Here is a 23,443-nt window from a genome sequence, read left to right as displayed (position 1 = left end):
ACCATGCGTACCGAACAACCGCAAGTGATCTACCTCAAGGACTATCAGGCCCCCGAGTACCTGATCGACGAGACCCACCTGACCTTCGAACTGTTCGAGGACCACAGCCTGGTCCATGCGCAGCTGGTCATGCGCCGCAACCCCGAGCGCGGCGCCGGCCTGCCGCCGCTGGTGCTCGATGGCCAGCACCTGGAACTGCTGAGCGTGCAGCTGGACGACCAGGCGCTGGGCACCGACGACTACCAGCTCGACGACGACAGCCTCACCGTGCAGCCGAAGCGTGAGCGCTTCACCCTGGACACCAGCGTGAAGATCCACCCTGAGAGCAACACCGCGCTGGAAGGCCTGTACAAGTCCGGCAAGATGTTCTGCACCCAGTGCGAGGCCGAGGGCTTTCGCAAGATCACCTACTACCTCGACCGGCCGGACGTGATGAGCACCTTCACCACCACGGTGATCGCCGAGCAGCATCGCTATCCGGTGCTGCTGTCCAACGGCAACCCGGTCGGCAGCGGCCCTCAGGAAGACGGCCGCCACTGGGCGACCTGGGAAGACCCGTTCAAGAAGCCGGCCTACCTGTTCGCCCTGGTGGCCGGTGACCTCTGGTGCAAGGAAGACACGTTCGTTCGCCAGTCAGGCCGCGATGTGACCCTGCGCATCTATGTCGAGCCGGAAAACCTCGACAAGTGCGACCACGCCATGGTCAGCCTGAAGAAGTCCATGCGCTGGGACGAGGAAGTCTACGGTCGCGAGTACGACCTGGACATCTTCATGATCGTCGCGGTCAACGACTTCAACATGGGCGCCATGGAAAACAAGGGCCTGAACATCTTCAACTCCAGCTGCGTGCTGGCCCGCGCCGAGACCGCCACCGACGCCGCCCACCAGCGGGTCGAGGGCGTGGTCGCCCACGAGTACTTCCACAACTGGTCGGGCAACCGCGTGACCTGCCGCGACTGGTTCCAGCTGTCGCTCAAGGAAGGCTTCACGGTGTACCGCGATGCCGAGTTCAGCGCCGACATGAACTCGCGCACGGTCAAGCGCATCGAGGATGTCGCCTACCTGCGCACCCACCAGTTCGCCGAGGATGCCGGCCCCATGGCCCACCCGGTGCGCCCGGCGAGCTTCATCGAGATCTCCAACTTCTACACCCTGACCGTGTACGAGAAGGGCGCCGAGGTCGTGGGCATGGTCCACACCCTGCTGGGCGCCGAGGGCTTCCGCAAGGGCAGCGACCTGTACTTCGAGCGTCACGACGGCCAGGCGGTGACCACCGACGACTTCATCAAGGCCATGGAAGACGCCAACGGCGTCGACCTGACCCAGTTCAAGCGCTGGTACAGCCAGGCCGGCACGCCGCGCCTGGAAGTCAGCGAGGCCTATGACGCCGCCGCGCAGACCTACAGCCTGACCTTGCGCCAGAGCTGCCCGCAGACCCCGGACAAGGTCGAGAAGTTGCCGTTCGTGATCCCGGTGGCCCTGGGCCTGCTGGACGCCGAAGGCAACGACCTGCCGCTGCGCCTGGTGGGCGAGGCGCAGGCCGTCGGCAGCAACCGCGTGCTGTCGGTGACCGAGGGCGAGCAGACCTTCACCTTCGAGGGGATCAAGGCCAAGCCGCTGCCGTCGCTGCTGCGCGGCTTCAGCGCGCCGGTCAAGCTGAGCTTCCCGTACGACCGCGACCAGCTGATGTTCCTCATGCAGCATGACAGCGACGGCTTCAACCGCTGGGAAGCCGGTCAGCAACTGTCGGTGCAGGTGTTGCAGGAACTGATCGGCCAGCACCAGCGCGGCGAAGCGCTCACACTCGACCAGCGCCTGATCACCGCCCTGGGCACCGTGCTCGGCAACGCCTCGCTGGACCCCGCCATGGTCGCCGAGATGCTTTCGCTGCCGGGTGAGGCGTACCTCACCGAGATCAGCCAGGTGGCCGATGTCGATGCGATCCACGCCGCCCGCGAGTTCGCCCGCCAGCAGATCGCCGAGCAGCTGTTCGACGCCCTGTGGGCGCGCTACCAGGCCAACCGCGAGGTCTCGCGCAACACCGCCTATGTGGCCTCGGCCGAGCATTTCGCCCGTCGCAGCCTGCAGAACATTGCCCTGTCGTACCTGATGCTGACCGCCAAGGCGCCGGTGCTCGAGGCGACCCTGGAGCAGTTCGAGCACTGCGACAACATGACCGAGCGCCTGACCGCGCTGGCGGTGTTGGTCAATTCGCCGTTCGAAGCCGAGCGGGCCAAGGCGCTGCAAGCCTTCGCCGAGCACTTCAAGGACAACCCGCTGGTCATGGACCAGTGGTTCAGCGTGCAGGCGGCCAGTGCGCTGCCAGGTGGGCTGGCGCGGGTCAAGGCGCTGATGCAGCACCCGGCCTTCACCCTGAAGAACCCCAACAAGGTGCGGGCGCTGGTCGGCGCTTTCGCCGGGCAGAACCTGGTCAACTTCCACGCTGTCGATGGTTCGGGGTACCGCTTCCTGGCGGATCTGGTGATCGAGCTCAACGCGCTGAACCCGCAGATCGCTTCGCGTCTGCTCGCACCGCTGACCCGCTGGCGCAAGTATGACGATCAGCGCCAGGCGCTGATGAAGGGCGAGCTGGAGCGGATCCTCGCTTCCGGTGCGCTGTCCAGCGATGTGTATGAGGTGGTGAGCAAAAGTCTCGCTTGAGACCCCTGGGGCTGCTGCGCAGCCCCTTCGCGGGGCAAGCCCGCTCCTACAGTTTCTGTGGCGCCTGCCAGCCTCCACCCAGAGCCTTGTAGAGCGCCACGCTGCCGCGCAACTGTTCCAGGCGCAACTGCGCCTGCTGGTCCTGGGCCAGGTACAGCGTGCGCTGGGTCTCCAGCACCGTGAGCAAGGTCTCGGCGCCAGCGGCATAGCGTTGCTGGGCCAGGTCGAAGGCGATGCGCGCCTGTTCCACTTCCTGGTCCTGCCAGCGACGTTGACGCTCCACGCCGGCAATGGCGTTCAGGGCTTTCTCGACATCCGCAAAGCCCGCGAGAATGCTGGCGCGGTACAGCTCCAGCAACTCCTGTTGCTCGGCGCTGGCCTGGTCGCGCGCGGCGCTCAGGCGGCCATTGTTGAAGATCGGCGCGGTGAGACCGGCGGTCAGGGTGTAGTACGGGCTGTCGAAGAGGTTAGGCAGGGTCCGGGCGCCACTGCCCAGGTCCGCCCCCAGTATCAGGCGCGGCAGCATCGCCGCCCGCGCCACCTGGACGTTGGCGCTGGCCGCCGCCAGGCGCGCCTCGGCGGCGGCGATGTCCGGACGGCGGCCGAGCAGCTCGCTGGGCACGCCGCTGCCGATGCCGGGCCACTGAACGTTGCCGATGGTTTCGCGAGGCACAGGCAGCGCCTGCACCGGGTCGCCCAGCAAGGTGGCGAGGACGATGCGGTTGTCCTGGCGGCGCTGTTCGAGCAGCGGCAGCTGGCGCTCCTGGGCGGCCACCAGGCTGCGCTGCTGGGCCAGTTCCAGGCGGGTGGCCGAGCCCGAGCGTTCGCGGGCTTCGACCAGGCCCAGTACATCACGGGCGTTGTCCAGGTTGAGGCGGGCGATGCGCAGTTGCTCGTCGAAGGCCAGGCCCTGCAGGTAGCTGTCGGCCACGGCGCTGACCAGGGTCAGCTCCACGGTCTGGCGGTCGAAGCGGCTGGCGTCGAGGCTGAGCAGGGCGCTGTCGCGGGTGGCGCGCAGGCCGCCCCAGAAGTCGATCTCGTAGCTGGCGCTCAGGCGGGTGCCGAAGGAGGTGCTGGTGCGTTCGCTGCTGCTGGCGTCGAGCTGACTGTTGCCTTCGCCGCGCAACAGGCGCTGGCGGCTGCCGTTCAGGCCCAGTTGCACCTCGGGCAGCAGCGGTGCGCCGGCGATCACCGCGCTGGCCTGGGCCTTGCGTACCCGCGCGGCGGCCGCCGCCAGGTCGTGGCTGTTCAGGCGGGCGCGTTCGACCAGCCGGTCCAGCTCGGCGCTGGCAAAGGCGCGCCACCACTGGCTGTCGGGCAGGGGCTGGGCCGTGGTCGGCCCCTGCCAGGCGGCTGGTGGGTTGATGTTCGCCGCCGGTGGCGGCGGGCTGCTGCAGGCGGCCAGGCAAAGGCTCAGGGTCAACAGGCTGATGCGGCTGGGGATGGTCATGAACTATTCGCTGGTAAGGGCCTTGACCGGGTCGAGGCGGGCGGCCTTGCGGGCCGGCATGAAACCGAACACCACGCCGGTGATCACGGCGCAGGCGAAGGCGCCGAGGATGGCGGGCAGGGCGAAGGCCACGGCGATGTCGGCCAGCAGCAGGCTGGCGCCGATGGCCAGGGCCAGGACAATGCCGGTCACGCCGCCGACCATCGACAGCATCACCGCTTCGGTGAGGAACTGGCGCAGGATGTCGCGCTGGCGTGCGCCGGTGGCCATGCGGATGCCGATCTCGCGGGTGCGTTCGCGCACGGTCATGAGCATGATGTTCATCACGCCGATGCCGCCGACCAGCAGCGAGATCGCGGCGATCGCCCCGAGCATCAGCGACAGGCTGTTCTGGGTGCGGGCCTCGGCCTGGATCAGCGCGGCGTCGTTGGTCAGGACGAAATCGTACTTGCCCTGGTGACGCTGCAACATGAGGCGTTCGATTGCCTGCTCGGTTTCCTTCACGCGGCTGGAATCCTGGGCGGCGATGGTGACGTACTCCGGATCGCGGCTGCCGAACAGGCGGATGGAGGCGGCGGAGTAGGGCACCACCACGCGCTCGTCGCTGTCTTCGCTGCCGGAACTGGCACCCTTGCCCTGGAGTACGCCGATCACCTGGAACGGCACGTTGCCGATCAGCAGGTACTGGCCGAGCGGGTTGCTCCCCACGCCGAACATCTTCTCGCGCACTTTCTGGCCGATCACGGCCACGGCGGCGGCGTTGGCCTCGTCGGCCTCGCTGTAGAAGCTGCCTTCGACCACCGGCCAGTTGAAGATCTCGGGGAACCAGGTGTTGTTGCCGCCGACATAGAACTGCTCGCCCTTGTTGCCGTGGCGCACCATGAGCTTGTCGCCGATGACCGGCATGACGCGCTTGACCTGCGGCAGTTCGCCGATGGCGTCGACATCGTCGAGGGTGACGATGCCCATCAGTTCCTCGGAGGAATGCTTGCCATTGAGGTAGAGGATGTTCGAGCCGAAGGCGGCCATCTGCGCCATGACCTGGCGCTTGCTGCCTTCGCCGACCGCCAGCATCACCACCACCGAGGCCACCCCGATGATGATGCCAAGCAGGGTAAGGGCGGTGCGGAAGCGGTTGATCCACATTACCCGCCAGGCGGCCTGCAGGGACTCGACCAGCTCGCCCTTCCAGGCGCCGCGCTGGGTGGCGCCGAAGTCCAGGCGCTGGCGCAGGTCGTCGGCCTGCACCTGTCGGGGTGGTGCATCGACCGAGGACGGGGTGGCCGAATCGCTGACCACCTCGCCGTCGCGCACCTCGATGATCCGCTGGGCGCGGGCCGCGACTTCACGGTCATGGGTGATGAGGATGATCACATGGCCCTGGCTGGCCAGTTCGTCGAGCAGGGTCATCACCTCGGCGCCGCTCTGGCTGTCGAGTGCGCCGGTGGGCTCGTCGGCGAGGATGATGTGCCCGCCGTTCATCAGCGCGCGGGCGATCGACACCCGCTGCTGCTGGCCGCCGGACAACTGGTGCGGACGGTTGCCGGTGCGGCTGGCCAGGCCCAGGCGTTCGAGCAGGGCGTGGGCGCGCGCATGGCGTTCGGCGGGCGGGGTGCCGGCGTAGATGGCCGGCATCTCGACGTTCTCCTGGGCCGAACCCGAGGGGATCAGGTGGTAGCCCTGGAACACGAAACCGAAAGCTTCGCGGCGCAGCCAGGCCAGCTCGTCGCTGTCCAGCTCGGCCACGTCCCGGCCTGCGAAGCGATAGCTGCCCGAGGTGGGGCGGTCGAGGCAGCCGAGGATGTTCATCAGGGTCGACTTGCCGGAACCCGAGGCGCCGACGATGGCGACGAACTCGCCGGGGTGGATGCTCAGGCTGATGCCGCGCAGCACCTCGACCCTGGGCGAATCGACACCGCCGTAGACCTTGCGGATGTCGCACAGCTCGATCAGGGGCGTGGACATCTCAACCCCCACTGGCGGCGGGTAGGCCGATGACCAGGCGCTCGCCTTCGTTCAGGCCGTCGAGGATCTGCACCCGCAGGCGGTCACTCAAGCCGGTGCGTACCTGACGCGCCTCGATCTGCCCCTTGTTGTTCAGCACCTGGGCCAGGCGCACGCCGTCGCCGGGGGTGTCATCGAGCGCGGCCAGGGGCGCGCTGAGCACCTGGCTGGCCTGGCCGGCGACGAAGAACACCTGGGTGGTCATCTCCGCCATCAGGGCGCCGTCGGGGTTGTCCACGTCCAGCAGCACGGTGTACTGGACCACCTTGGTGCCCGTGGTGCCGGCCGTGGCGCTGGCCGGGCTGCCCCCGCCCTGGCTGGATTGGTCCAGCGGCTTGGGTGGCACCGGCAGGATCTGCCGCACGGTGCTGGTCCAGCGCCGCTTGCCGCCGGCCAGGGTGTTGAAGTAGGCGGTCATGCCCGGCTTGACCTTGCCGATGTCGGCTTCGGACACCTGGGCCCACACGGTCATTGGCGACAGCTTGGCGATGCGCAGGATCAGCGGAGTCTGCTGCTGGGCGTTGAGGGTCTGGCCCTCGCGGGCGTCCACCGCCACCACGGTGCCGCTCATGGGCGCGTAGATCCGCGTATAGCCCAGCTCCGCTTCGTCGCTGCGCAGGCTGGCCTGGGCCTGGCGGATCTGCGCCAGGTACATGTCGATGCGGGCCTGGGTCACCTTCAACTGCGCCGCGGCCGTCTGCAGGTCTTCCTGGCGGCTGGCGCCGGTGGCGGCCAGATCCTGCTGGCGCTTGTACTGCTGCTGGGCGAGCAGGTACTGCGCCCGCTGTTCGGCGAGCTGGGCCTTGAGGTTCTCGATCGAGAAGCGTCCGGCATCGAGCTTGGCTTGTTGCGTTGACGGATCGATTTCAACCAGCAACTGGCCCTGACGCACCTCGTCGCCGGCCTCCACATGCAGCTTGCGGATCTGCCCCGAGGCCTGGGCGCCGACATCGACATAGCGACGTGGTTGCAGGGTGCCCAGGGCGGTGACGCTACTCTCGATATCGGCGCGGATCACCGGCACGGTGCTGACCGGTGCGCCGCCGAGCGGCAGGACCTGCCAGGCCACCAGGCTGCCGAGGCCGGCCAGGCCCAGGGCGCCGATCAGCAGACGGCGACGGGTATTGGATGTGCGTGTCATGCGGGCTTCCAGCCGGAGATAGTGGCCGAGTGCCGCGACGGGGCATGCGCTCGGGGGTCCCAGTTAAACGAATGATCTCGATAACGATTTAGCGCAGCACGGGGGTGGTCTGCGTGTTGCTGCGAATAATTATAATTTGTAAGATCGCACGCTGACATCATCCAGAACACTGCCCCTGACTACCAACGCTTGAGCAGGGAGACGCCAGGTGCCGTCGTGGAACATTACTATCGCGAATTGGTGAGCTTCCTGTCCGCCCGACTCGGTAATCGCCAGGCGGCCGAAGACGTCGCCCACGATGCCTACATCCGGGTGCTGGAGCGCACGGAGGGCGAGCAGATCGAGCACCCACGCGCCTTCCTGTATCGCACGGCCATGAACCTCGTGGTCGATCATCATCGTCGACATCTGGTGCGTCAAGCCGAGCCGCTGGAGGTACTTGACAGCGATGAGCGCTGGCATACCCCTGCGCTGACGCAGAGCATGCAACTCGACCAGCGTCTGTCGATGATGCAGCAGGCCTTGGGCGAACTGAGCGGGCCTTGCCGCGACAGTTTCCTGCTGCGCAAGCTCGATGGCCTGTCGCACCAGCAGATCGCCGAGCGCCTGGGTATTTCCCGCAGCCTGGTGGAAAAACACATCGTCAACGCCATGAAGCATTGCCGCGTGCGCATGCGCCAGTGGGAGTCCTGAGCGAGCCGTGCGCAGATGTGAAAATTCCGTGAGTGGGCGACTTGATTTCTCCCGGGTTCACGACAACTATCAATAAAGACCCCCCGTTCAGGCGTCCCGCCTGACGTTGCCGTTGCCGGCGCAGTATGGTCATGGAGCTACCGTCACCACCCAACTGCCCAGGTCCGGACGATGCCTAACAAATCCATGCGCATCCTCATCGCCGACGAGCACCCCGGCCAGCGCCTGCAGCTGGAGAAGATGCTCAATGGCCTGGGTTATTACCGGATCGCCCCGGTGGAAAGTTTCGACGACTTGCAGCGCCTGGTGCACAGCGCCCTGGAACCCTTCAACCTGCTGGTGGGCAACATCGAGCTGGCCAGTCATGCCGGGGTCGACCTGGCGCGTTTTTGCCGGGTCAGCTCGCAGATCCAGCACGCGCTGCTGTACCACTCGCCACACCTGAAAGTGCCCGCCGTACCGCCGAGTGATCGCCACGCCGTCAGCATCAGCCTGCCCCATGCCCCCGACAGCGAGGCGCTGGAGTCCTTCATGGCGATCATCGATATGCCCGTGCTGGTCGGGCAGTTACCCTTGCCGCCGGGGTTGGCGGGGGCCTCGAACCATGCCCGGCGGCGCACCAATCTTGCGCAGACGGTGTTCTGCCGCAACCCCTGAGCAGCGGGTGGATTTGCTATCCTCTGGCCTTTTGCCTCGTTGCGGAAGCTGCCATGACTGCCATCGATACCACCCGCCCGCCACGGTTCAGCCGTCGTGACCACCGGACCCTGGGGCTGGCCGCGCTGGGTGGCGCCCTGGAAATCTACGATTTCATCATCTTCGTATTCTTCGCGCTGACCCTCAGCCAGCTGTTCTTCCCGCCTGAAATGCCGGAATGGCTGCGCCTGCTGCAGAGCTTCGGGATCTTCGTCACTGGCTATCTGGCCAGGCCGCTGGGCGGCATACTCATGGCCCATTTTGCCGATCACCTGGGGCGCAAACGGGTGTTCAGCCTGAGCATCCTGATGATGGCGCTGCCGTGCCTGCTGATCGGGATGATGCCGACCTACGCCGACATCGGTTACGCCGCGCCGCTGATCCTGCTGGCCCTGCGCATCCTGCAAGGGGCGGCGGTCGGCGGCGAGGTACCCAGCGCCTGGACCTTCGTCGCCGAACATGCGCCGTCTGGTCGTCGCGGTTATGCCCTGGGCTTCCTGCAGGCCGGGCTGACTTTCGGCTACCTGCTCGGGGCGCTGACCGCGACCCTGCTGGCACAACTGTTCACGCCCCAGGAGATCCTCGATTACGCCTGGCGCTATCCCTTCCTGCTCGGCGGCGTGTTTGGCGTGATCGGTGTCTGGCTGCGCCGCTGGTTGAGTGAAACTCCGGTGTTCCTGGCCCTGCGGGCGCAGCAGGAACAGCCGGTGGCCTTCCCCCTGCGACGGGTGCTGGGCACTCATCGACGGGCCCTGGTGCCGGCGGCGCTGCTGACCTGTGTACTGACCTCGGCAGTGGTGGTGCTGGTGGTGATCACCCCGACTGTGATGCAACAACGGTTCGGCATGACAGCCGGGCACACCTTCGCCCTGAGCAGCGTGGGCATCGTTTTCCTCAATATTGGCTGCGTGCTGGCCGGCTTGCTGGTGGACCGTATCGGTGCCTGGCGGGCGCTGATGCTCTACTGCCTGCTGTTGCCGTTGGGCATCGGCGCCTTGTACGCCAGCCTGGTGGGCCAGTGGGGGCAGCTCTGGGCGGCCTATGCCCTGGCCGGCCTGTCTTGTGGCGTAGTGGGGGTGGTGCCGTCAGTGATGGTCGGGCTGTTCCCGGCCGAGATCCGGGTATCGGGCATCTCCTTCACCTACAACATCGCCTACGCCCTGTGGGCCAGCACCACGCCGCTGGCGCTGATCGCCCTGATGCCCTGGAGCCCATGGGTGTGTGTCGGCTTTTGTCTGGTCATGGGCATGGTCGGATTGCTGACGGCGCTCTATTTCGGACGTCGTGAGTCGTTGGGGTTTGGGGCGGAGCCGTTGGCGCTCATGTGTGGTGACAAATGAAGCGGTAAGGGCGGCAGGGCAGTGAGGCAGACTTCCGGGTGGGGGTTATTGGAATAACCTATTGGCCAAAAATAACCTGGAAGGTTAATTTCTCATGGAGAAAAGAACGCCGCACTGCACGTTGGAGCGAATAAAAGCGCTGCTCGCAGTCGAGCGAGTAAGGGCAACCTCTACCGCGCTTCGAGGAGCCAGGGCTCTGGGGCTGGATTACCCGGGTATGCTTGAGGTGATCACCAGGCTGGAGCGTGCTGATTTCTACAAGAGCATGACCTGCTATGCCGATCACCTGGCCTGGCAGGACGTCTATCGACCGCTCACTGCAGTGGGGTATGTGTATCTCAAACTGATGGTTGTCGATGATGTTCTTATCGTGTCCTTCAAGGAGCTGTAAACATGAGATGCCCGATTTGTGGTGGTGCCGAGCTTGCACCGGACACTCAGGACATGCCCTATCGCTACAAGGGCATGTCGACGCTTATTCCGCATGTCAGTGGTGATTATTGCCCTGCCTGTGGTGAGGCGGTGTTGAGTCATGCCGAAGCCATGCGTGTCAGTGACCTGATGGTGGAGTTTGATCGGAAGATCAATGCTGAGTCTATTGACCCTGCCTTCATCGTTGCCGTGCGCAGGAAGTTCGACCTCGATCAGCGTGAAGCGGGTGAAATCTTCGGGGGAGGCGTCAATGCGTTCTCTCGTTATGAAAATGGCAAGACCCGGCCGCCGGTCGCTTTGATCAAGCTGTTCAAGCTCCTGGATCGCCATCCGGAACTGTTCGAGGAAGTCAGGACTGCCTGATACGCCCAGGCAGTCAACAGGTCCTACAGGCAGGGGAGGGATTTTGAGCGTCGGCAGCTCTGCCCCCCTACAGCGCCTTCGAGATTGTGCACGTAATTTCGACTGATTGTTGACGGACCCTTCCGCTCATACAGTCAGGAGAAAAATGCATGTCCAGTTTCAGCATCGCCTGGATGACGCGGGCCCAGCTGCCTGCGTTCCCACCACAGATGAGCTTTTCGGCTGCCAATCCCGCCAGCACGAAACCGGATGATCAGGCCAGGACTCCGGTTATCCGCTGGGGCCGAAGCCTGGCCTGCGTGCTGGAGTCGCGCAACCACCACGACCAGGCCTGGGTGGTGGTCTACGGTGATGGCAAGCAATTGACCGGCGTACACCCGCTACATGACTTTCGCCATATCAGCCGTATCCAGCTGGCCGCCAACAGCCATGCCGTGTTGTTGACCGACAGTGCGCAGCGTCAGCAAACGGTCGAGTTCACCCAGCTGAAGGCACTGGATGGCAGTGGTGGTGCCGGGGACCCCGTGAATGGCCTACCCAGCGGTATCCCGTTCATGCTCACCAACGGTCATGATTACCTGATGGCGGACGAGGAGGGCGTGTGCCTCGCCGTGAATCCGGATCCCAAGGCCATGCAATGGCTCTACAAGGACGGACAACTGGTCAATGTCACCACCGGGCAGGCCTTGGGGCTCGGGATCTGCGGCAAGGCGAGCGCAGCCTCGGGAGATCGCTGGCGGCTGTCTTCCAAGGGCGAGCTTCTCTATGGCGACGGTACCCGTAGCTTGTGCAGTGCTCCGACTTCGGGTGAGGTCTTGCTGCAGCGACGAAGCGAGGCGCTACCCTCCGAAGCCTGGCGGGTGCAACTGCCCCAGGTCCCCCGCCGAGGCCAGGCGCCGAGCATGGTCATCAACAAACTGAGCGTGTGCCTCGCTGTCTCTGCCGACTACAGTGCCGGAACAGGCGATGCCCTTTCGTTCTCGATCAATGGTAGCGAGTACCGCCAGCCGTTGGCCGGCAACTTCGAGCGTGGGGCGCACTTCAAGGTCGAGGTCGACCTGATCAAGATGTTCCAGCGCAGCGTGATCTATGCCGATGAACTGCATACGGTCGAGATCTACCAGGCCAGTGCCGGGGGGTACGGCCCGGCCTGGAAGATGCAGTCGCTGGACCTGAAGGTCAATGACCAGTTGAGCAACCGCGTCGTTGGGAGCGACAACCGCTGGGTCGAGGCCAGGGACGGGGTGGCATGGCAAGGCCGGGTGAACTGGCTGGACTGGCGCAAGGCTGATATCTCGGCGCCCCTGGACTTTGCCGGTTACACCTACCCGATGCAATTGCAGCAATGGTTGATCGACGTGCTGAAATGGCGCAGCTATCGGCCTGAAGCCCTCGATGGCGTCTGTCAGCTGATCGGTGAAGAGCGGGGTCAGATACTGGCTTATGAGCTCAAGAGCGGAAGATTGATCTATCTGCGTCCCAATACTGCCCAGGATGCCTACACCTGGGTCTACACCCCGCAAAAGAGCATTCTGGTCAAGTTTTGGGATCAGTCCCTCGATCGGACGCATTACACCCGGCACAGTCAGCTTGGTGGTGGGCAGCCGGTGGTGTGCGCCGGAGAAATGCGGATCGACCGCAAGACCACCAGCAATGCGGTGAGCGACATACTTGGCCTGGTCAACGATGCCTCCGGACACTACAAACCCGATGGCGGGCAGTGCCTGGGGTATGTCCTGGAACGGCTCGAACAACTGGGGTTGGACACCACCCACACCGTGGTTTCGTACAAGGGATAGGAACAAAAAAGGCTGCCCGAGGGCAGCCTTTTTGCGTTCAGCCGATGAGGCTTACTTGCGGTCTTTCAGGTCAACAATGTCACGCTGCTCGTAACCGGTGTACAGCTGGCGCGGACGGCCGATCTTGTACGGGCTGGAGAGCATTTCCTTCCAGTGCGAGATCCAGCCGACGGTCCGCGCCAGGGCGAAGATCACGGTGAACATGCTGGTCGGGATGCCGATGGCCTTGAGGATGATGCCCGAGTAGAAGTCGACGTTCGGGTACAGCGAGCGCTCGACGAAGTACGGATCGGTCAGGGCGATCTCTTCCAGGCGCATGGCCAGTTCCAGCTGCGGGTCGTTCTTGATGCCCAGCTCGCTGAGCACTTCGTCGCAGGTCTGCTTCATCACGGTGGCGCGCGGGTCGCGGTTCTTGTAGACGCGGTGACCGAAGCCCATGAGCTTGAACGGATCGTTCTTGTCCTTGGCCTTGGCGATGAACTTGTCGATGTTCGAGACATCGCCGATTTCATCGAGCATGGTCAGTACGGCTTCGTTCGCACCGCCGTGGGCTGGGCCCCACAGTGCGGCGATGCCGGCAGCGATACAGGCGAACGGGTTGGCGCCCGAGGAGCCCGCCAGGCGTACGGTGGAGGTGGAGGCGTTCTGCTCGTGATCGGCGTGGAGGATGAAGATCCGGTCCATCGCCTTGGCCAGCACCGGGCTGATCGGTTTGATCTCGCACGGGGTGTTGAACATCATGTGCAGGAAGTTTTCCGCGTACGACAGGTCGTTGCGCGGGTACATCATGGGCTGGCCCATGGAGTACTTGTAGACCATCGCGGCCAGGGTCGGCATCTTGGCGACCAGGCGCACCGCGGAGATTTCGCGGTGCTGCGGGTTATTGATGTCCAGCGAGTCGTGATAGAACGCCGACAGGGCGCCGACCACGCCGCACATCACCGCCATCGGGTGGGCGTCGCGGCGGAAGCCGTTGAAGAACGACTTCAACTGCTCGTGAACCATGGTGTGGTTCTTCACGGTGCTGACGAACTGGGCCTTCTGCTCGGCATTCGGCAGTTCGCCGTTGAGCAGCAGGTAGCAGGTCTCGAGGTAGTCCGACTGTTCGGCGAGCTGTTCGATCGGGTAGCCGCGGTGCAGCAGGATGCCCTTGTCGCCGTCGATGTAGGTGATCTTCGACTCGCACGAGGCGGTCGCCATGAAGCCGGGGTCGAAGGTGAAGTGGCCGGATGCCCCCAACCCGCGGACGTCGATAACATCGGGACCAACGGTGCCGGTTAAAATGGGCAGCTCGACGGGGGCAGCGCCCTCGATGATCAACTGCGCTTTTTTGTCAGCCATGTGGCCTCCTATTAATGCTTGAAATCATCAGACAGACCCCCCACGCAGGGCCCGCACCACTATAGAGGGATAAATTCGAATGTCAATTTGCCTAAAGGCTGGTTGAAACGCCCCCTGAAGCCTGGTTTTTCACGAAATTCTCGCCCGTTTACGCCTTTTGTTCACTAAAGGCAATGCGCTATTTGGGCGAGCCCCTCACGTTGTCATAAGCAGCCTAACTGTCTATACTCGGCAGCCGACTCCCAGGGGCTTTCAAGCCCGCCCTGCTGGGTGTCGTCGCTCTCCTGGGTGGTGGGTACCTGACCAGTACACTTACCAACAACTTTGCCCTGTTAGCTAGGGGCTCTTCAGTGTGAAAAAAGCCGTGAAAAGCCAACGACCTGTAAACCTAGACCTAAGGACCATCAAACTCCCGATCACCGCGTACACGTCCATTCTTCACCGTATCTCCGGCGTCATCCTGTTCCTCGGCCTTGCCATCATGCTGTACGCATTGAGCAAGTCGCTGGGTGGCGAGGAAGGCTTTGCCGAGGTGAAGGCGTGTCTGACCAGTCCGCTGGCCAAACTGGTGACCTGGGGCCTGCTGTCCGGCCTGCTGTATCACCTCGTGGCAGGTGTGCGCCACCTGATCATGGACATGGGCATCGGTGAGACGCTGGAAGGCGGCAAGCTGGGCTCGAAAATCGTGATCGTCATCTCCGTGGTGCTGATCGTTCTGGCAGGAGTTTGGGTATGGTAACTAACGTCACGAACCTGTCGCGTTCGGGCCTCTACGACTGGATGGCGCAGCGCGTCTCGGCGGTCGTTCTCGCGGCTTACTTCATCTTCCTGATCGGCTACCTCGCTGCCCACCCGGGTATCGACTACGCCCAGTGGCACGCTCTGTTCTCCAACAACGCGATGCGCATCTTCAGTCTGCTGGCCCTCGTTGCCCTGGGCGCTCACGCCTGGGTCGGCATGTGGACCATTGCCACCGACTACCTGACGCCGATGTCCTTCGGCAAGTCGGCGACTGCGATTCGTTTCCTGTTCCAGGCGGTATGCGGTGTAGCGATGTTCGCTTACTTCGTCTGGGGTGTGCAGATTCTCTGGGGTATCTGATTCATGGCTAACATTCCTACGATTTCCTTCGACGCCATCATTATCGGTGGCGGCGGCGCTGGCATGCGCGCAGCGCTGCAGCTGGCTCAAGGCGGCCACAAGACCGCCGTAGTCACCAAGGTGTTCCCGACCCGTTCGCACACCGTTTCCGCCCAGGGCGGCATCACCTGCGCCATCGCTTCGGCCGACCCGAACGACGACTGGCGCTGGCACATGTACGATACCGTCAAGGGTTCCGACTACATCGGTGACCAGGACGCGATCGAATACATGTGTCAGGAAGGCCCGGCCGCGGTCTTCGAGCTGGACCACATGGGCCTGCCGTTCTCGCGTACCGAGACTGGCCGTATCTACCAGCGCCCGTTCGGTGGCCAGTCCAAGGACTTCGGTAAAGGTGGCCAGGCCGCCCGTACCTGCGCCGCTTCCGACCGTACCGGTCACGCGCTGCTGCACACCCTGTACCAGGGCAACCTGAAAGCAGGCACCACCTTCCTCAACGAGTACTACGCCGTCGACCTGGTGAAGAACCAGGACGGCGCTTTCGTCGGTGTGATCGCGATCTGCATCGAAACCGGCGAAACCATGTACATCAAGTCCAAGGCCACCGTTCTGGCCACTGGCGGTGCCGGTCGTATCTACGCCTCCACCACCAACGCCCTGATCAACACCGGTGACGGTGTCGGCATGGCCCTGCGTGCCGGCGTGCCGGTGCAGGACATCGAGATGTGGCAGTTCCACCCGACCGGCATCGCCGGCGCCGGTGTACTGGTCACCGAGGGTTGCCGCGGTGAGGGTGGCTACCTGATCAACGCCCACGGCGAGCGCTTCATGGAGCGTTACGCGCCGAACGCGAAGGACCTGGCTGGCCGCGACGTGGTCGCCCGTTCCATGGTCAAAGAGATCATCGCCGGCAACGGCGTGGGCCCGAACAAGGACCACGTACTGCTGAAGCTGGACCACCTGGGCGAGGAAGTGCTGCACAGCCGCCTGCCAGGCATCTGCGAACTGTCCAAGACCTTCGCCCACGTCGACCCGGTGGTCGCGCCGGTACCGGTCATCCCGACCTGCCACTACATGATGGGCGGCGTTGCCACCAACATTCATGGCCAGGCCATCACCATGGACGCCGAAGGCAACGACCACATCATCCCGGGCCTGTTCGCCGTAGGTGAAGTGGCGTGCGTATCGGTCCACGGCGCCAACCGCCTGGGCGGCAACTCGCTGCTCGACCTGGTGGTCTTCGGCCGCGCCGCCGGCCTGCACCTGGAGAAGGCGCTGAGCGACGGCGTCGAATACCGCGATGCCAGCGACACCGACATCGACGTTGCCCTGAACCGCCTGAGCAAGCTCAACGAGCGCACCACCGGCGAAGACGTCGCCAGCCTCAAGCGCGAGCTGCAGAGCTGCATGCAGAACTACTTCGGTGTATTCCGTACCGGCGAATACATGCAGAAGGGTATCGAGCAGCTGGCCGGCCTGCGTGACCGCATCGCCAACGTCAAGATCAACGACAAGTCCCAGGCCTTCAACACCGCGCGTATCGAAGCGCTGGAGCTGCAGAACCTGCTGGAAGTCGCCGAAGCGACCGCCATTGCCGCTGAAGCCCGTAAAGAGTCCCGCGGCGCGCACGCCCGTGAAGACTTCGAAGACCGTGACGACGAAAACTGGCTGTGCCACACCCTGTACTACCCGGGTGAGAAGCGCGTCGCCAAGCGTGGCGTCAACTTTGCGCCGAAGACAGTTCCTGCCTTCGAACCGAAAGTCCGGACTTACTAAGGGTGGCCGCTATGTTGCAAGTCGAAGTTTATCGTTACAACCCGGACACCGATTCGGCGCCGAAGATGCAGACCTTCCAGGTCGACACCGGCGGCAAGGATCTGATGGTCCTGGACGTGCTGGCGCTGATCAAGGAGCAGGACGAGGGCTTCTCGTACCGTCGCTCCTGCCGTGAAGGCGTGTGCGGTTCCGACGGCATGAACATCAACGGCAAGAACGGCCTGGCGTGCATCACGCCGCTGTCCGCTGTCGTAAAAGGTAACAAGTTGGTCCTGCGCCCGCTGCCAGGCCTGCCGGTTATCCGTGACCTGGTCGTCGATATGAGCATCTTCTACAAGCAGTACGAGAAGGTGAAACCGTTCCTGCAGAACGACACCCCGGCCCCGGCCATCGAGCGTCTGCAGTCGCCGGAAGATCGCGACAAGCTGGACGGTCTGTACGAGTGCATCCTGTGCGCCTGCTGCTCGACCTCCTGCCCGTCGTTCTGGTGGAACCCGGACAAGTTCCTGGGCCCCGCCGCATTGCTGCAGGCTTACCGTTTCCTGGCCGACAGCCGCGACACCAAGACTCAGGAGCGCCTGGCGTCCCTGGATGACCCGTTCAGCGTGTTCCGCTGCCGCGGGATCATGAACTGCGTGAACGTTTGCCCGAAAGGTCTGAATCCGACCAAGGCAATCGGCCACGTACGTAACATGCTGCTGCAAAGCGGCACCTGATTCAAAGCGTTGTACCTGCAGTAAGCCGAGGTGCGGGTGGTGAGCCCGCACTGAGGTAAAACCCGAGCAAGGGCTCAAAAAGCCCGCGCTCATTACCTATGAAGATATGAGACCAGCAGGGGCTTCCGGGCTGGTACCCGGAAAATCAGCAGGATCCAGGTGGCGTGGTTCAGTCGCTGTGTTCGGACTTTTCCAGGTTTGCTGTGGCTCTCGCCGATCAGTCCCCTAACCGAGGGTGACCAAGCATGCAAGAAAGCGTGATGCAGCGCATGTGGGATAGCGCCCACCTTTCAGGTGGTAACGCTGCATATGTGGAAGAGCTTTATGAGCTCTACCTGCACGACCCTAACGCTGTGCCAGAAGAGTGGCGCACTTACTTCCAGAAGTTGCCCGCCGACGGCAGCACCGCTACCGATGTATCGCACTCGACGATCCGCGACCATTTCGTACTGCTGGCAAAGAACCAGCGCCGCGCCCAACCGGTATCCGCCGGGAGCGTGAGCAGTGAACACGAGAAGAAGCAGGTTGAAGTGCTGCGACTGATCCAGGCCTATCGTATGCGCGGCCATCAGGCTGCCAAGCTCGACCCGTTGGGGTTGTGGCAGCGTCCTGCGCCCGTAGACCTGTCGATCAATCACTACGGCTTGACCAATGCCGATCTTGATACGACCTTCCGTGCCGGCGACCTGTTCATCGGCAAAGAGGAAGCGAGCCTACGCGAAATCTTCGAAGCGCTGCAGAAGACATATTGTCGCACCATTGGCGCCGAGTTCACCCACATCGTCGATTCCGAGCAGCGCAGCTGGTTCCAGCAGCGCCTGGAAAGCGTGCGTGGCCGTCCGGAATTCTCCGCCGACGTGCAGGCTCACCTGCTCGAGCGCGTCACGGCCGGTGAGGGCCTGGAGAAGTACCTGGGCACCAAGTACCCGGGCACCAAGCGCTTCGGCCTCGAGGGTGGCGAAAGCCTGATCCCGATGCTGGACGAAATGATCCAGCGCTCCGGTTCCTACGGCACCAAGGAAGTCGTGATCGGCATGGCCCACCGTGGCCGCCTGAACGTGCTCGTCAACACCTTCGGCAAGAACCCGCGCGAGCTGTTCGACGAGTTCGAAGGCAAGAAGATGAACGAGCTGGGCTCCGGTGACGTGAAGTATCACCAGGGCTTCTCTTCCAACGTGATGACCCCTGGTGGCGAAGTTCACCTGGCCATGGCGTTCAACCCCTCCCACCTGGAAATCGTCTCGCCAGTGGTGGAAGGTTCGGTTCGCGCCCGCCAGGATCGCCGCAACGACACCGTTGGCGACAAGGTTCTGCCGATCTCCATCCACGGTGACGCAGCGTTCGCCGGCCAGGGTGTGGTCATGGAAACCTTCCAGATGTCGCAGACCCGCGGTTTCAAGACCGGCGGCACCGTGCACATCGTGATCAACAACCAGGTCGGTTTCACCATCAGCAACCCGCTGGATGCGCGCTCCACCGAGTACGCCACCGACGTTGCCAAGATGATCCAGGCGCCGATCCTGCACGTGAACGGCGACGATCCGGAAGCGGTGATGTTCGTCACCCAGCTGGCCATCGACTACCGCATGCAGTTCAAGCGTGACGTGGTCATCGACCTGGTCTGCTACCGTCGTCGCGGCCACAACGAGGCCGACGAGCCGAACGGCACCCAGCCTTTGATGTACCAGCAGATCAGCAAGCAGCGCACCACCCGTGAGCTGTACGCCGAGCAACTGATCAGCGCCGGTCGCATCGACGCCGAGCGCGCCCAGGCCAAGATCGACGAGTACCGCAACGCCCTGGACAACGGCCTGCACGTGGTCAAGAGCCTGGTCAAGGAGCCGAACCGCGAGCTGTTCGTCGACTGGCGTCCGTACCTGGGCCATGCCTGGACCGCGCGTCACGATACCCGCTTCGACCTCAAGACCCTGCAGGAGCTGTCGGCCAAGCTGCTCGAGCTGCCTGAAGGTTTCGTCGTCCAGCGCCAGGTCGCCAAGATCTACGAAGATCGCCAGAAGATGCAGGCCGGTGGCTTGCCGATCAACTGGGGTTATGCAGAGACCATGGCCTACGCCACCCTGCAGTTCGAAGGTCACCCGATCCGCATGACCGGCCAGGACATCGGCCGTGGCACCTTCTCGCACCGTCACGCGGTGCTGCACAACCAGAAGGACGCCAGCACCTACGTGCCGCTGAAGAACCTGTTCCCGGGCCAGCCGCGTTTCGACCTGTACGACTCCTTCCTCTCGGAAGAAGCGGTACTGGCCTTCGAATACGGCTACTCGACCACCACGCCGAACGCGCTGGTGATCTGGGAAGCCCAGTTCGGCGACTTCGCCAACGGTGCGCAAGTGGTGATCGACCAGTTCATCACCAGCGGCGAGCACAAGTGGGGCCGTCTGTGCGGTCTGACCATGCTGCTGCCACACGGTTATGAAGGCCAGGGTCCGGAGCACTCCTCCGCGCGTCTGGAGCGCTACCTGCAGCTGTGCGCCGAGCACAACATCCAGGTTTGCGTGCCGACCACCCCGGCACAGATCTACCACCTGCTGCGTCGCCAGGTCATCCGCCCGCTGCGCAAGCCGCTGGTCGTGCTGACGCCGAAGTCGCTGCTGCGCCACAAGCTGGCCATCTCGACCCTGGAAGACCTGGCCGATGGCTCGTTCCAGACCGTGATCCCGGAAATCGACACCCTGAATCCGGCCAAGGTCGAACGCCTGGTCCTGTGCGGTGGCAAGGTCTACTACGACCTGCTGGAAAAACGCCGTGCCGAAGGCCGCGAAGATATCGCCATCGTGCGTATCGAGCAGCTGTATCCGTTCCCTGAGGACGACCTGGTCGAGATCCTCGCGCCTTACACCAACCTCAAGCATGCAGTGTGGTGTCAGGAAGAGCCGATGAACCAGGGCGCCTGGTACAGCAGCCAGCACCACATGCGCCGTATCCTGGGCCGCCACAACAAGGCGCTGGTCCTGGAATACGCCGGTCGCGACGCTTCTGCCGCGCCAGCTTGTGGTTACGCATCGAAGCACGCCGAACAGCAGGAAAAACTGCTGCAAGACGCCTTCACTGTCTAACGCCTTCGCGCACCTGAAACCGAATTTAAGGAAACACAGATAATGGCTATCGAGATCAAAGCCCCAACCTTCCCGGAATCGGTTGCCGATGGCACCGTTGCCACCTGGCACAAGCAGCCGGGCGACGCCGTCAAGCGTGACGAGCTGATCGTCGACATCGAGACCGACAAGGTCGTCCTGGAAGTCCTGGCCACCGCCGACGGCGTGCTGGGCGCCATCGTCAAGGGCGAGGGCGACACCGTCCTGTCCGACGAAGTCCTGGGCTCGATCGTTGAAGGTGGCGCCGCCGCCGCAGCTCCGGCTGCCGCGCCTGCCGCTGCTGCGCCGGCCGCCGCTGCCGCCGACGCTGGCGAAGACGACCCGGTTGCCGCTCCAGCCGCGCGCAAGCTGGCTGAAGAGAACGGCATCGACCTGGCTACCGTTGCCGGCACCGGCAAGGGTGGTCGCATCACCAAGGAAGACGTCGTCGCCGCCGTCGCCAACAAGAAGTCGGCCCCTGCCGCTGCACCGGCTGCCAAGCCGGCCGCTGCTGCCGCTGCCCCGGTCATCGTCGCCGCTGGCGACCGCACCGAGAAGCGCGTGCCGATGACCCGCCTGCGCGCCAAGATCGCCGAGCGTCTGGTCGAAGCCCAGTCGAACATGGCCATGCTGACCACCTTCAACGAAGTCGACATGACCGAAGTCATGGCCCTGCGTTCGAAGTACAAGGACCTGTTCGAGAAGACCCACAACGGCGTGCGCCTGGGCTTCATGTCGTTCTTCGTCAAGGCTGCCACCGAGGCGCTGAAGCGCTTCCCGGCGGTCAACGCCTCGATCGACGGCAACGACATCGTCTACCACGGCTTTGCTGACGTCGGCGTCGCCGTCTCCAGCGACCGTGGCCTGGTGGTACCGGTGCTGCGCAACGCCGAATCGATGTCGCTGGCCGAGATCGAGAACGGCATCGCCACCTTCGGCAAGAAAGCCCGTGACGGCAAACTGTCGATCGAAGAGATGACTGGCGGTACCTTCACCATCACCAACGGTGGTACCTTCGGCTCGATGATGTCGACCCCGATCGTCAACCCGCCGCAGGCCGCGATCCTGGGTATGCACAACATCATCCAGCGCCCGATGGCCATCAATGGCCAAGTGGTGATCCGCCCGATGATGTACCTGGCGCTGTCCTACGACCACCGCCTGATCGACGGCAAGGAAGCGGTAACCTTCCTGGTGACCATCAAGAACCTGCTGGAAGATCCGTCTCGCCTGCTGCTGGACATCTAATCAACTAGCTGCGCGCCGCCGGCCCCGCTCTTCGCAAGAGGCGGGGCCGTGCGGTACGCGGCCTGTAGCTTGTAGCTGATAAGGAATCTTTTATGACCCAGAAATTCGACGTAGTGGTGATTGGTGCAGGTCCTGGCGGCTATGTTGCCGCCATCAAGGCTGCCCAACTCGGTCTGAAGACTGCCTGTATCGAGAAATACACCGACGCCGAGGGCAAGCTGGCCCTGGGCGGCACCTGCCTGAACGTGGGTTGCATTCCGTCCAAGGCGCTGCTGGACAGCTCCTGGAAGTACAAGGAAGCCAAAGAGAGCTTCAACGTGCACGGTATCTCCACTGGCGAAGTGAAGATGGACGTTGCCGCGATGGTTGGCCGCAAGGCCGGTATCGTCAAGAACCTGACCGGTGGCGTCGCCACCCTGTTCAAGGCCAACGGCGTCACTTCGATCCAGGGCCACGGCAAGCTGCTGGCCGGCAAGAAAGTCGAAGTCACCAAGGCTGACGGCACCACCGAAGTCATCGAAGCCGAGAACGTGATCCTGGCTTCGGGTTCGCGTCCGATCGACATTCCGCCGGCCCCGGTCGACCAGAACGTCATCGTCGACTCCACCGGCGCCCTGGAATTCCAGAGCGTACCGAAGCGCCTGGGCGTCATCGGTGCCGGCGTCATCGGCCTGGAGCTGGGCTCGGTATGGGCTCGCCTGGGTGCCGAAGTCACCGTCCTGGAAGCCCTGGACACCTTCCTGATGGCTGCCGACACCGCCGTGTCGAAAGAAGCCCAGAAGACCCTGACCAAGCAAGGCCTGGACATCAAGCTGGGTGCTCGCGTCACCGGCTCGAAAGTCAACGGCAACGAAGTCGAAGTCACCTACACCAACGCCGAAGGCGAGCAGAAGATCACCTTCGACAAGCTGATCGTCGCGGTCGGCCGTCGTCCGGTGACCACTGATCTGCTGGCTGCCGACAGCGGCGTGACCATCGACGAGCGTGGCTACATCTTCGTCGACGATCACTGCGCCACCAGCGTTCCGGGCGTCTACGCCATCGGTGACGTGGTACGCGGCATGATGCTGGCGCACAAGGCCTCGGAAGAGGGCATCATGGTCGTCGAGCGCATCAAGGGCCACAAAGCCCAGATGAACTACGACCTGATCCCGTCGGTCATCTACACCCACCCGGAAATCGCGTGGGTCGGCAAGACCGAACAGGCGTTGAAAGCCGAAGGCGTTGAGGTTAACGTGGGCACCTTCCCGTTCGCGGCCAGCGGCCGTGCGATGGCGGCCAACGACACCGGTGGTTTCGTCAAGGTCATCGCCGATGCCAAGACCGACCGCGTACTGGGCGTTCACGTGATCGGTCCATCGGCTGCCGAGCTGGTTCAGCAAGGCGCGATCGCAATGGAATTCGGCACCAGTGCCGAGGACCTGGGCATGATGGTCTTCAGCCATCCGACCCTGTCCGAAGCGTTGCATGAAGCAGCGCTGGCGGTGAATGGCGGTGCCATTCACGTCGCCAACCGTAAGAAGCGTTAATTATAAGAAACCACGGCGGGCTGCCCGTCGTGGGTCTTGCGTGCAAGACTCACCGCGG

18 protein-coding genes are annotated in these 23,443 nt (G+C 63.7%); 14 read left to right on the top strand and 4 right to left on the bottom strand.

All coding sequences use genetic code 11. From position 1 onward, the window contains the following. Positions 1-3: 3 nt before the first annotated feature. Entirely contained in the window at positions 4-2,661 is a 2,658-nt protein-coding gene (gene pepN / locus HU735_RS23470) for an aminopeptidase N (protein ID WP_186715699.1), read from the top strand. A gap of 46 nt (positions 2,662-2,707) precedes the next feature. Here pepN and HU735_RS23465 read toward each other — a convergent pair whose 3' ends face one another. The 3 genes from HU735_RS23465 to HU735_RS23455 are packed head-to-tail and all read right to left on the bottom strand — an operon-like array spanning position 2,708 to position 7,256. After that, on the bottom strand, positions 2,708-4,111 hold the full coding sequence (locus HU735_RS23465) for an efflux transporter outer membrane subunit (protein ID WP_186715697.1): 1,404 nt from the start codon (positions 4,109-4,111) through the stop codon (positions 2,708-2,710). A gap of 3 nt (positions 4,112-4,114) precedes the next feature. Further along, positions 4,115-6,076: a MacB family efflux pump subunit gene (locus HU735_RS23460; RefSeq protein ID WP_186715695.1), complete on the bottom strand. Its 1,962-nt coding sequence runs from the start codon at positions 6,074-6,076 to the stop codon at positions 4,115-4,117. Position 6,077: 1 nt separating this feature from the next. Then, positions 6,078-7,256, bottom strand: a complete 1,179-nt coding sequence (locus HU735_RS23455) for an efflux RND transporter periplasmic adaptor subunit (RefSeq protein WP_186715693.1) — start codon at positions 7,254-7,256, stop codon at positions 6,078-6,080. A 216-nt stretch (positions 7,257-7,472) separates the two neighbouring features. Here HU735_RS23455 and HU735_RS23450 point away from each other — a divergent pair, with 216 nt between their 5' ends. The 6 genes from HU735_RS23450 to HU735_RS23425 all read left to right on the top strand — a co-directional run bounded on the left by HU735_RS23450 (position 7,473) and on the right by HU735_RS23425 (position 12,579). Next, positions 7,473-7,949, top strand: coding sequence for a sigma-70 family RNA polymerase sigma factor (locus HU735_RS23450; RefSeq protein WP_186715691.1), 477 nt, complete (start codon positions 7,473-7,475; stop codon positions 7,947-7,949). Between the two features lie 171 nt (positions 7,950-8,120). Continuing rightward, a complete protein-coding gene (locus HU735_RS23445; RefSeq protein ID WP_062574669.1) occupies positions 8,121-8,606 on the top strand; it encodes a hypothetical protein in 486 nt (161 codons plus the stop codon). Between the two features lie 53 nt (positions 8,607-8,659). Then, entirely contained in the window at positions 8,660-9,985 is a 1,326-nt protein-coding gene (locus HU735_RS23440) for an MFS transporter (RefSeq protein WP_186715689.1), read from the top strand. Between the two features lie 94 nt (positions 9,986-10,079). After that, positions 10,080-10,376, top strand: coding sequence for a type II toxin-antitoxin system MqsR family toxin (locus HU735_RS23435; RefSeq protein ID WP_186715687.1), 297 nt, complete (start codon positions 10,080-10,082; stop codon positions 10,374-10,376). Positions 10,377-10,378: 2 nt separating this feature from the next. Then, positions 10,379-10,780 (top strand): type II toxin-antitoxin system MqsA family antitoxin, encoded by a 402-nt coding sequence (locus tag HU735_RS23430; protein ID WP_186715685.1) that lies wholly within the window; start codon positions 10,379-10,381, stop codon positions 10,778-10,780. 149 nt (positions 10,781-10,929) lie between these two features. Further along, the gene (locus HU735_RS23425) at positions 10,930-12,579 is read left to right on the top strand and encodes a hypothetical protein (protein WP_186715683.1); all 1,650 of its coding nucleotides are present in this window, start codon (positions 10,930-10,932) and stop codon (positions 12,577-12,579) included. Positions 12,580-12,630: 51 nt separating this feature from the next. On the opposite strand, the gene gltA is transcribed toward HU735_RS23425, so the two are convergent. Continuing rightward, positions 12,631-13,920, bottom strand: coding sequence for a citrate synthase (gltA, locus tag HU735_RS23420; protein WP_050706521.1), 1,290 nt, complete (start codon positions 13,918-13,920; stop codon positions 12,631-12,633). A gap of 352 nt (positions 13,921-14,272) precedes the next feature. Between gltA and sdhC the strand changes: the two genes are divergently transcribed. From sdhC to lpdA, 7 genes are all read left to right on the top strand, one after another. After that, positions 14,273-14,659, top strand: a complete 387-nt coding sequence (sdhC, locus tag HU735_RS23415; RefSeq protein ID WP_088852917.1) for a succinate dehydrogenase, cytochrome b556 subunit — start codon at positions 14,273-14,275, stop codon at positions 14,657-14,659. Beyond that, positions 14,653-15,021 (top strand): succinate dehydrogenase, hydrophobic membrane anchor protein, encoded by a 369-nt coding sequence (gene sdhD / locus HU735_RS23410; protein ID WP_028690455.1) that lies wholly within the window; start codon positions 14,653-14,655, stop codon positions 15,019-15,021. Before sdhC ends, sdhD begins: the two co-directional genes overlap by 7 nt. 3 nt (positions 15,022-15,024) lie before the next feature. Further along, complete coding sequence (gene sdhA / locus HU735_RS23405) at positions 15,025-16,797, top strand: succinate dehydrogenase flavoprotein subunit (RefSeq protein ID WP_028690456.1); 1,773 nt, start codon at positions 15,025-15,027, stop codon at positions 16,795-16,797. Positions 16,798-16,808: 11 nt separating this feature from the next. Beyond that, complete coding sequence (locus tag HU735_RS23400; RefSeq protein WP_028690457.1) at positions 16,809-17,513, top strand: succinate dehydrogenase iron-sulfur subunit; 705 nt, start codon at positions 16,809-16,811, stop codon at positions 17,511-17,513. A 245-nt stretch (positions 17,514-17,758) separates the two neighbouring features. Further along, the gene (locus HU735_RS23395) at positions 17,759-20,590 is read left to right on the top strand and encodes a 2-oxoglutarate dehydrogenase E1 component (protein ID WP_186715681.1); all 2,832 of its coding nucleotides are present in this window, start codon (positions 17,759-17,761) and stop codon (positions 20,588-20,590) included. A gap of 42 nt (positions 20,591-20,632) precedes the next feature. Next, a complete protein-coding gene (gene odhB / locus HU735_RS23390) occupies positions 20,633-21,856 on the top strand; it encodes a 2-oxoglutarate dehydrogenase complex dihydrolipoyllysine-residue succinyltransferase (RefSeq protein ID WP_186715679.1) in 1,224 nt (407 codons plus the stop codon). Between the two features lie 92 nt (positions 21,857-21,948). Continuing rightward, positions 21,949-23,385: a dihydrolipoyl dehydrogenase gene (gene lpdA / locus HU735_RS23385; protein WP_028690460.1), complete on the top strand. Its 1,437-nt coding sequence runs from the start codon at positions 21,949-21,951 to the stop codon at positions 23,383-23,385. The last annotated feature ends 58 nt before the right edge of the window (positions 23,386-23,443 follow it).

Origin of the sequence: Pseudomonas sp. BW16M2, assembly GCF_014268865.1 — a bacterium.
Lineage (GTDB): Bacteria > Pseudomonadota > Gammaproteobacteria > Pseudomonadales > Pseudomonadaceae > Aquipseudomonas > Aquipseudomonas peradeniyensis.
The sequence above is the reverse complement of the archived record's forward strand: the minus strand, read 5'-3'. Positions and strand labels throughout refer to the sequence as shown.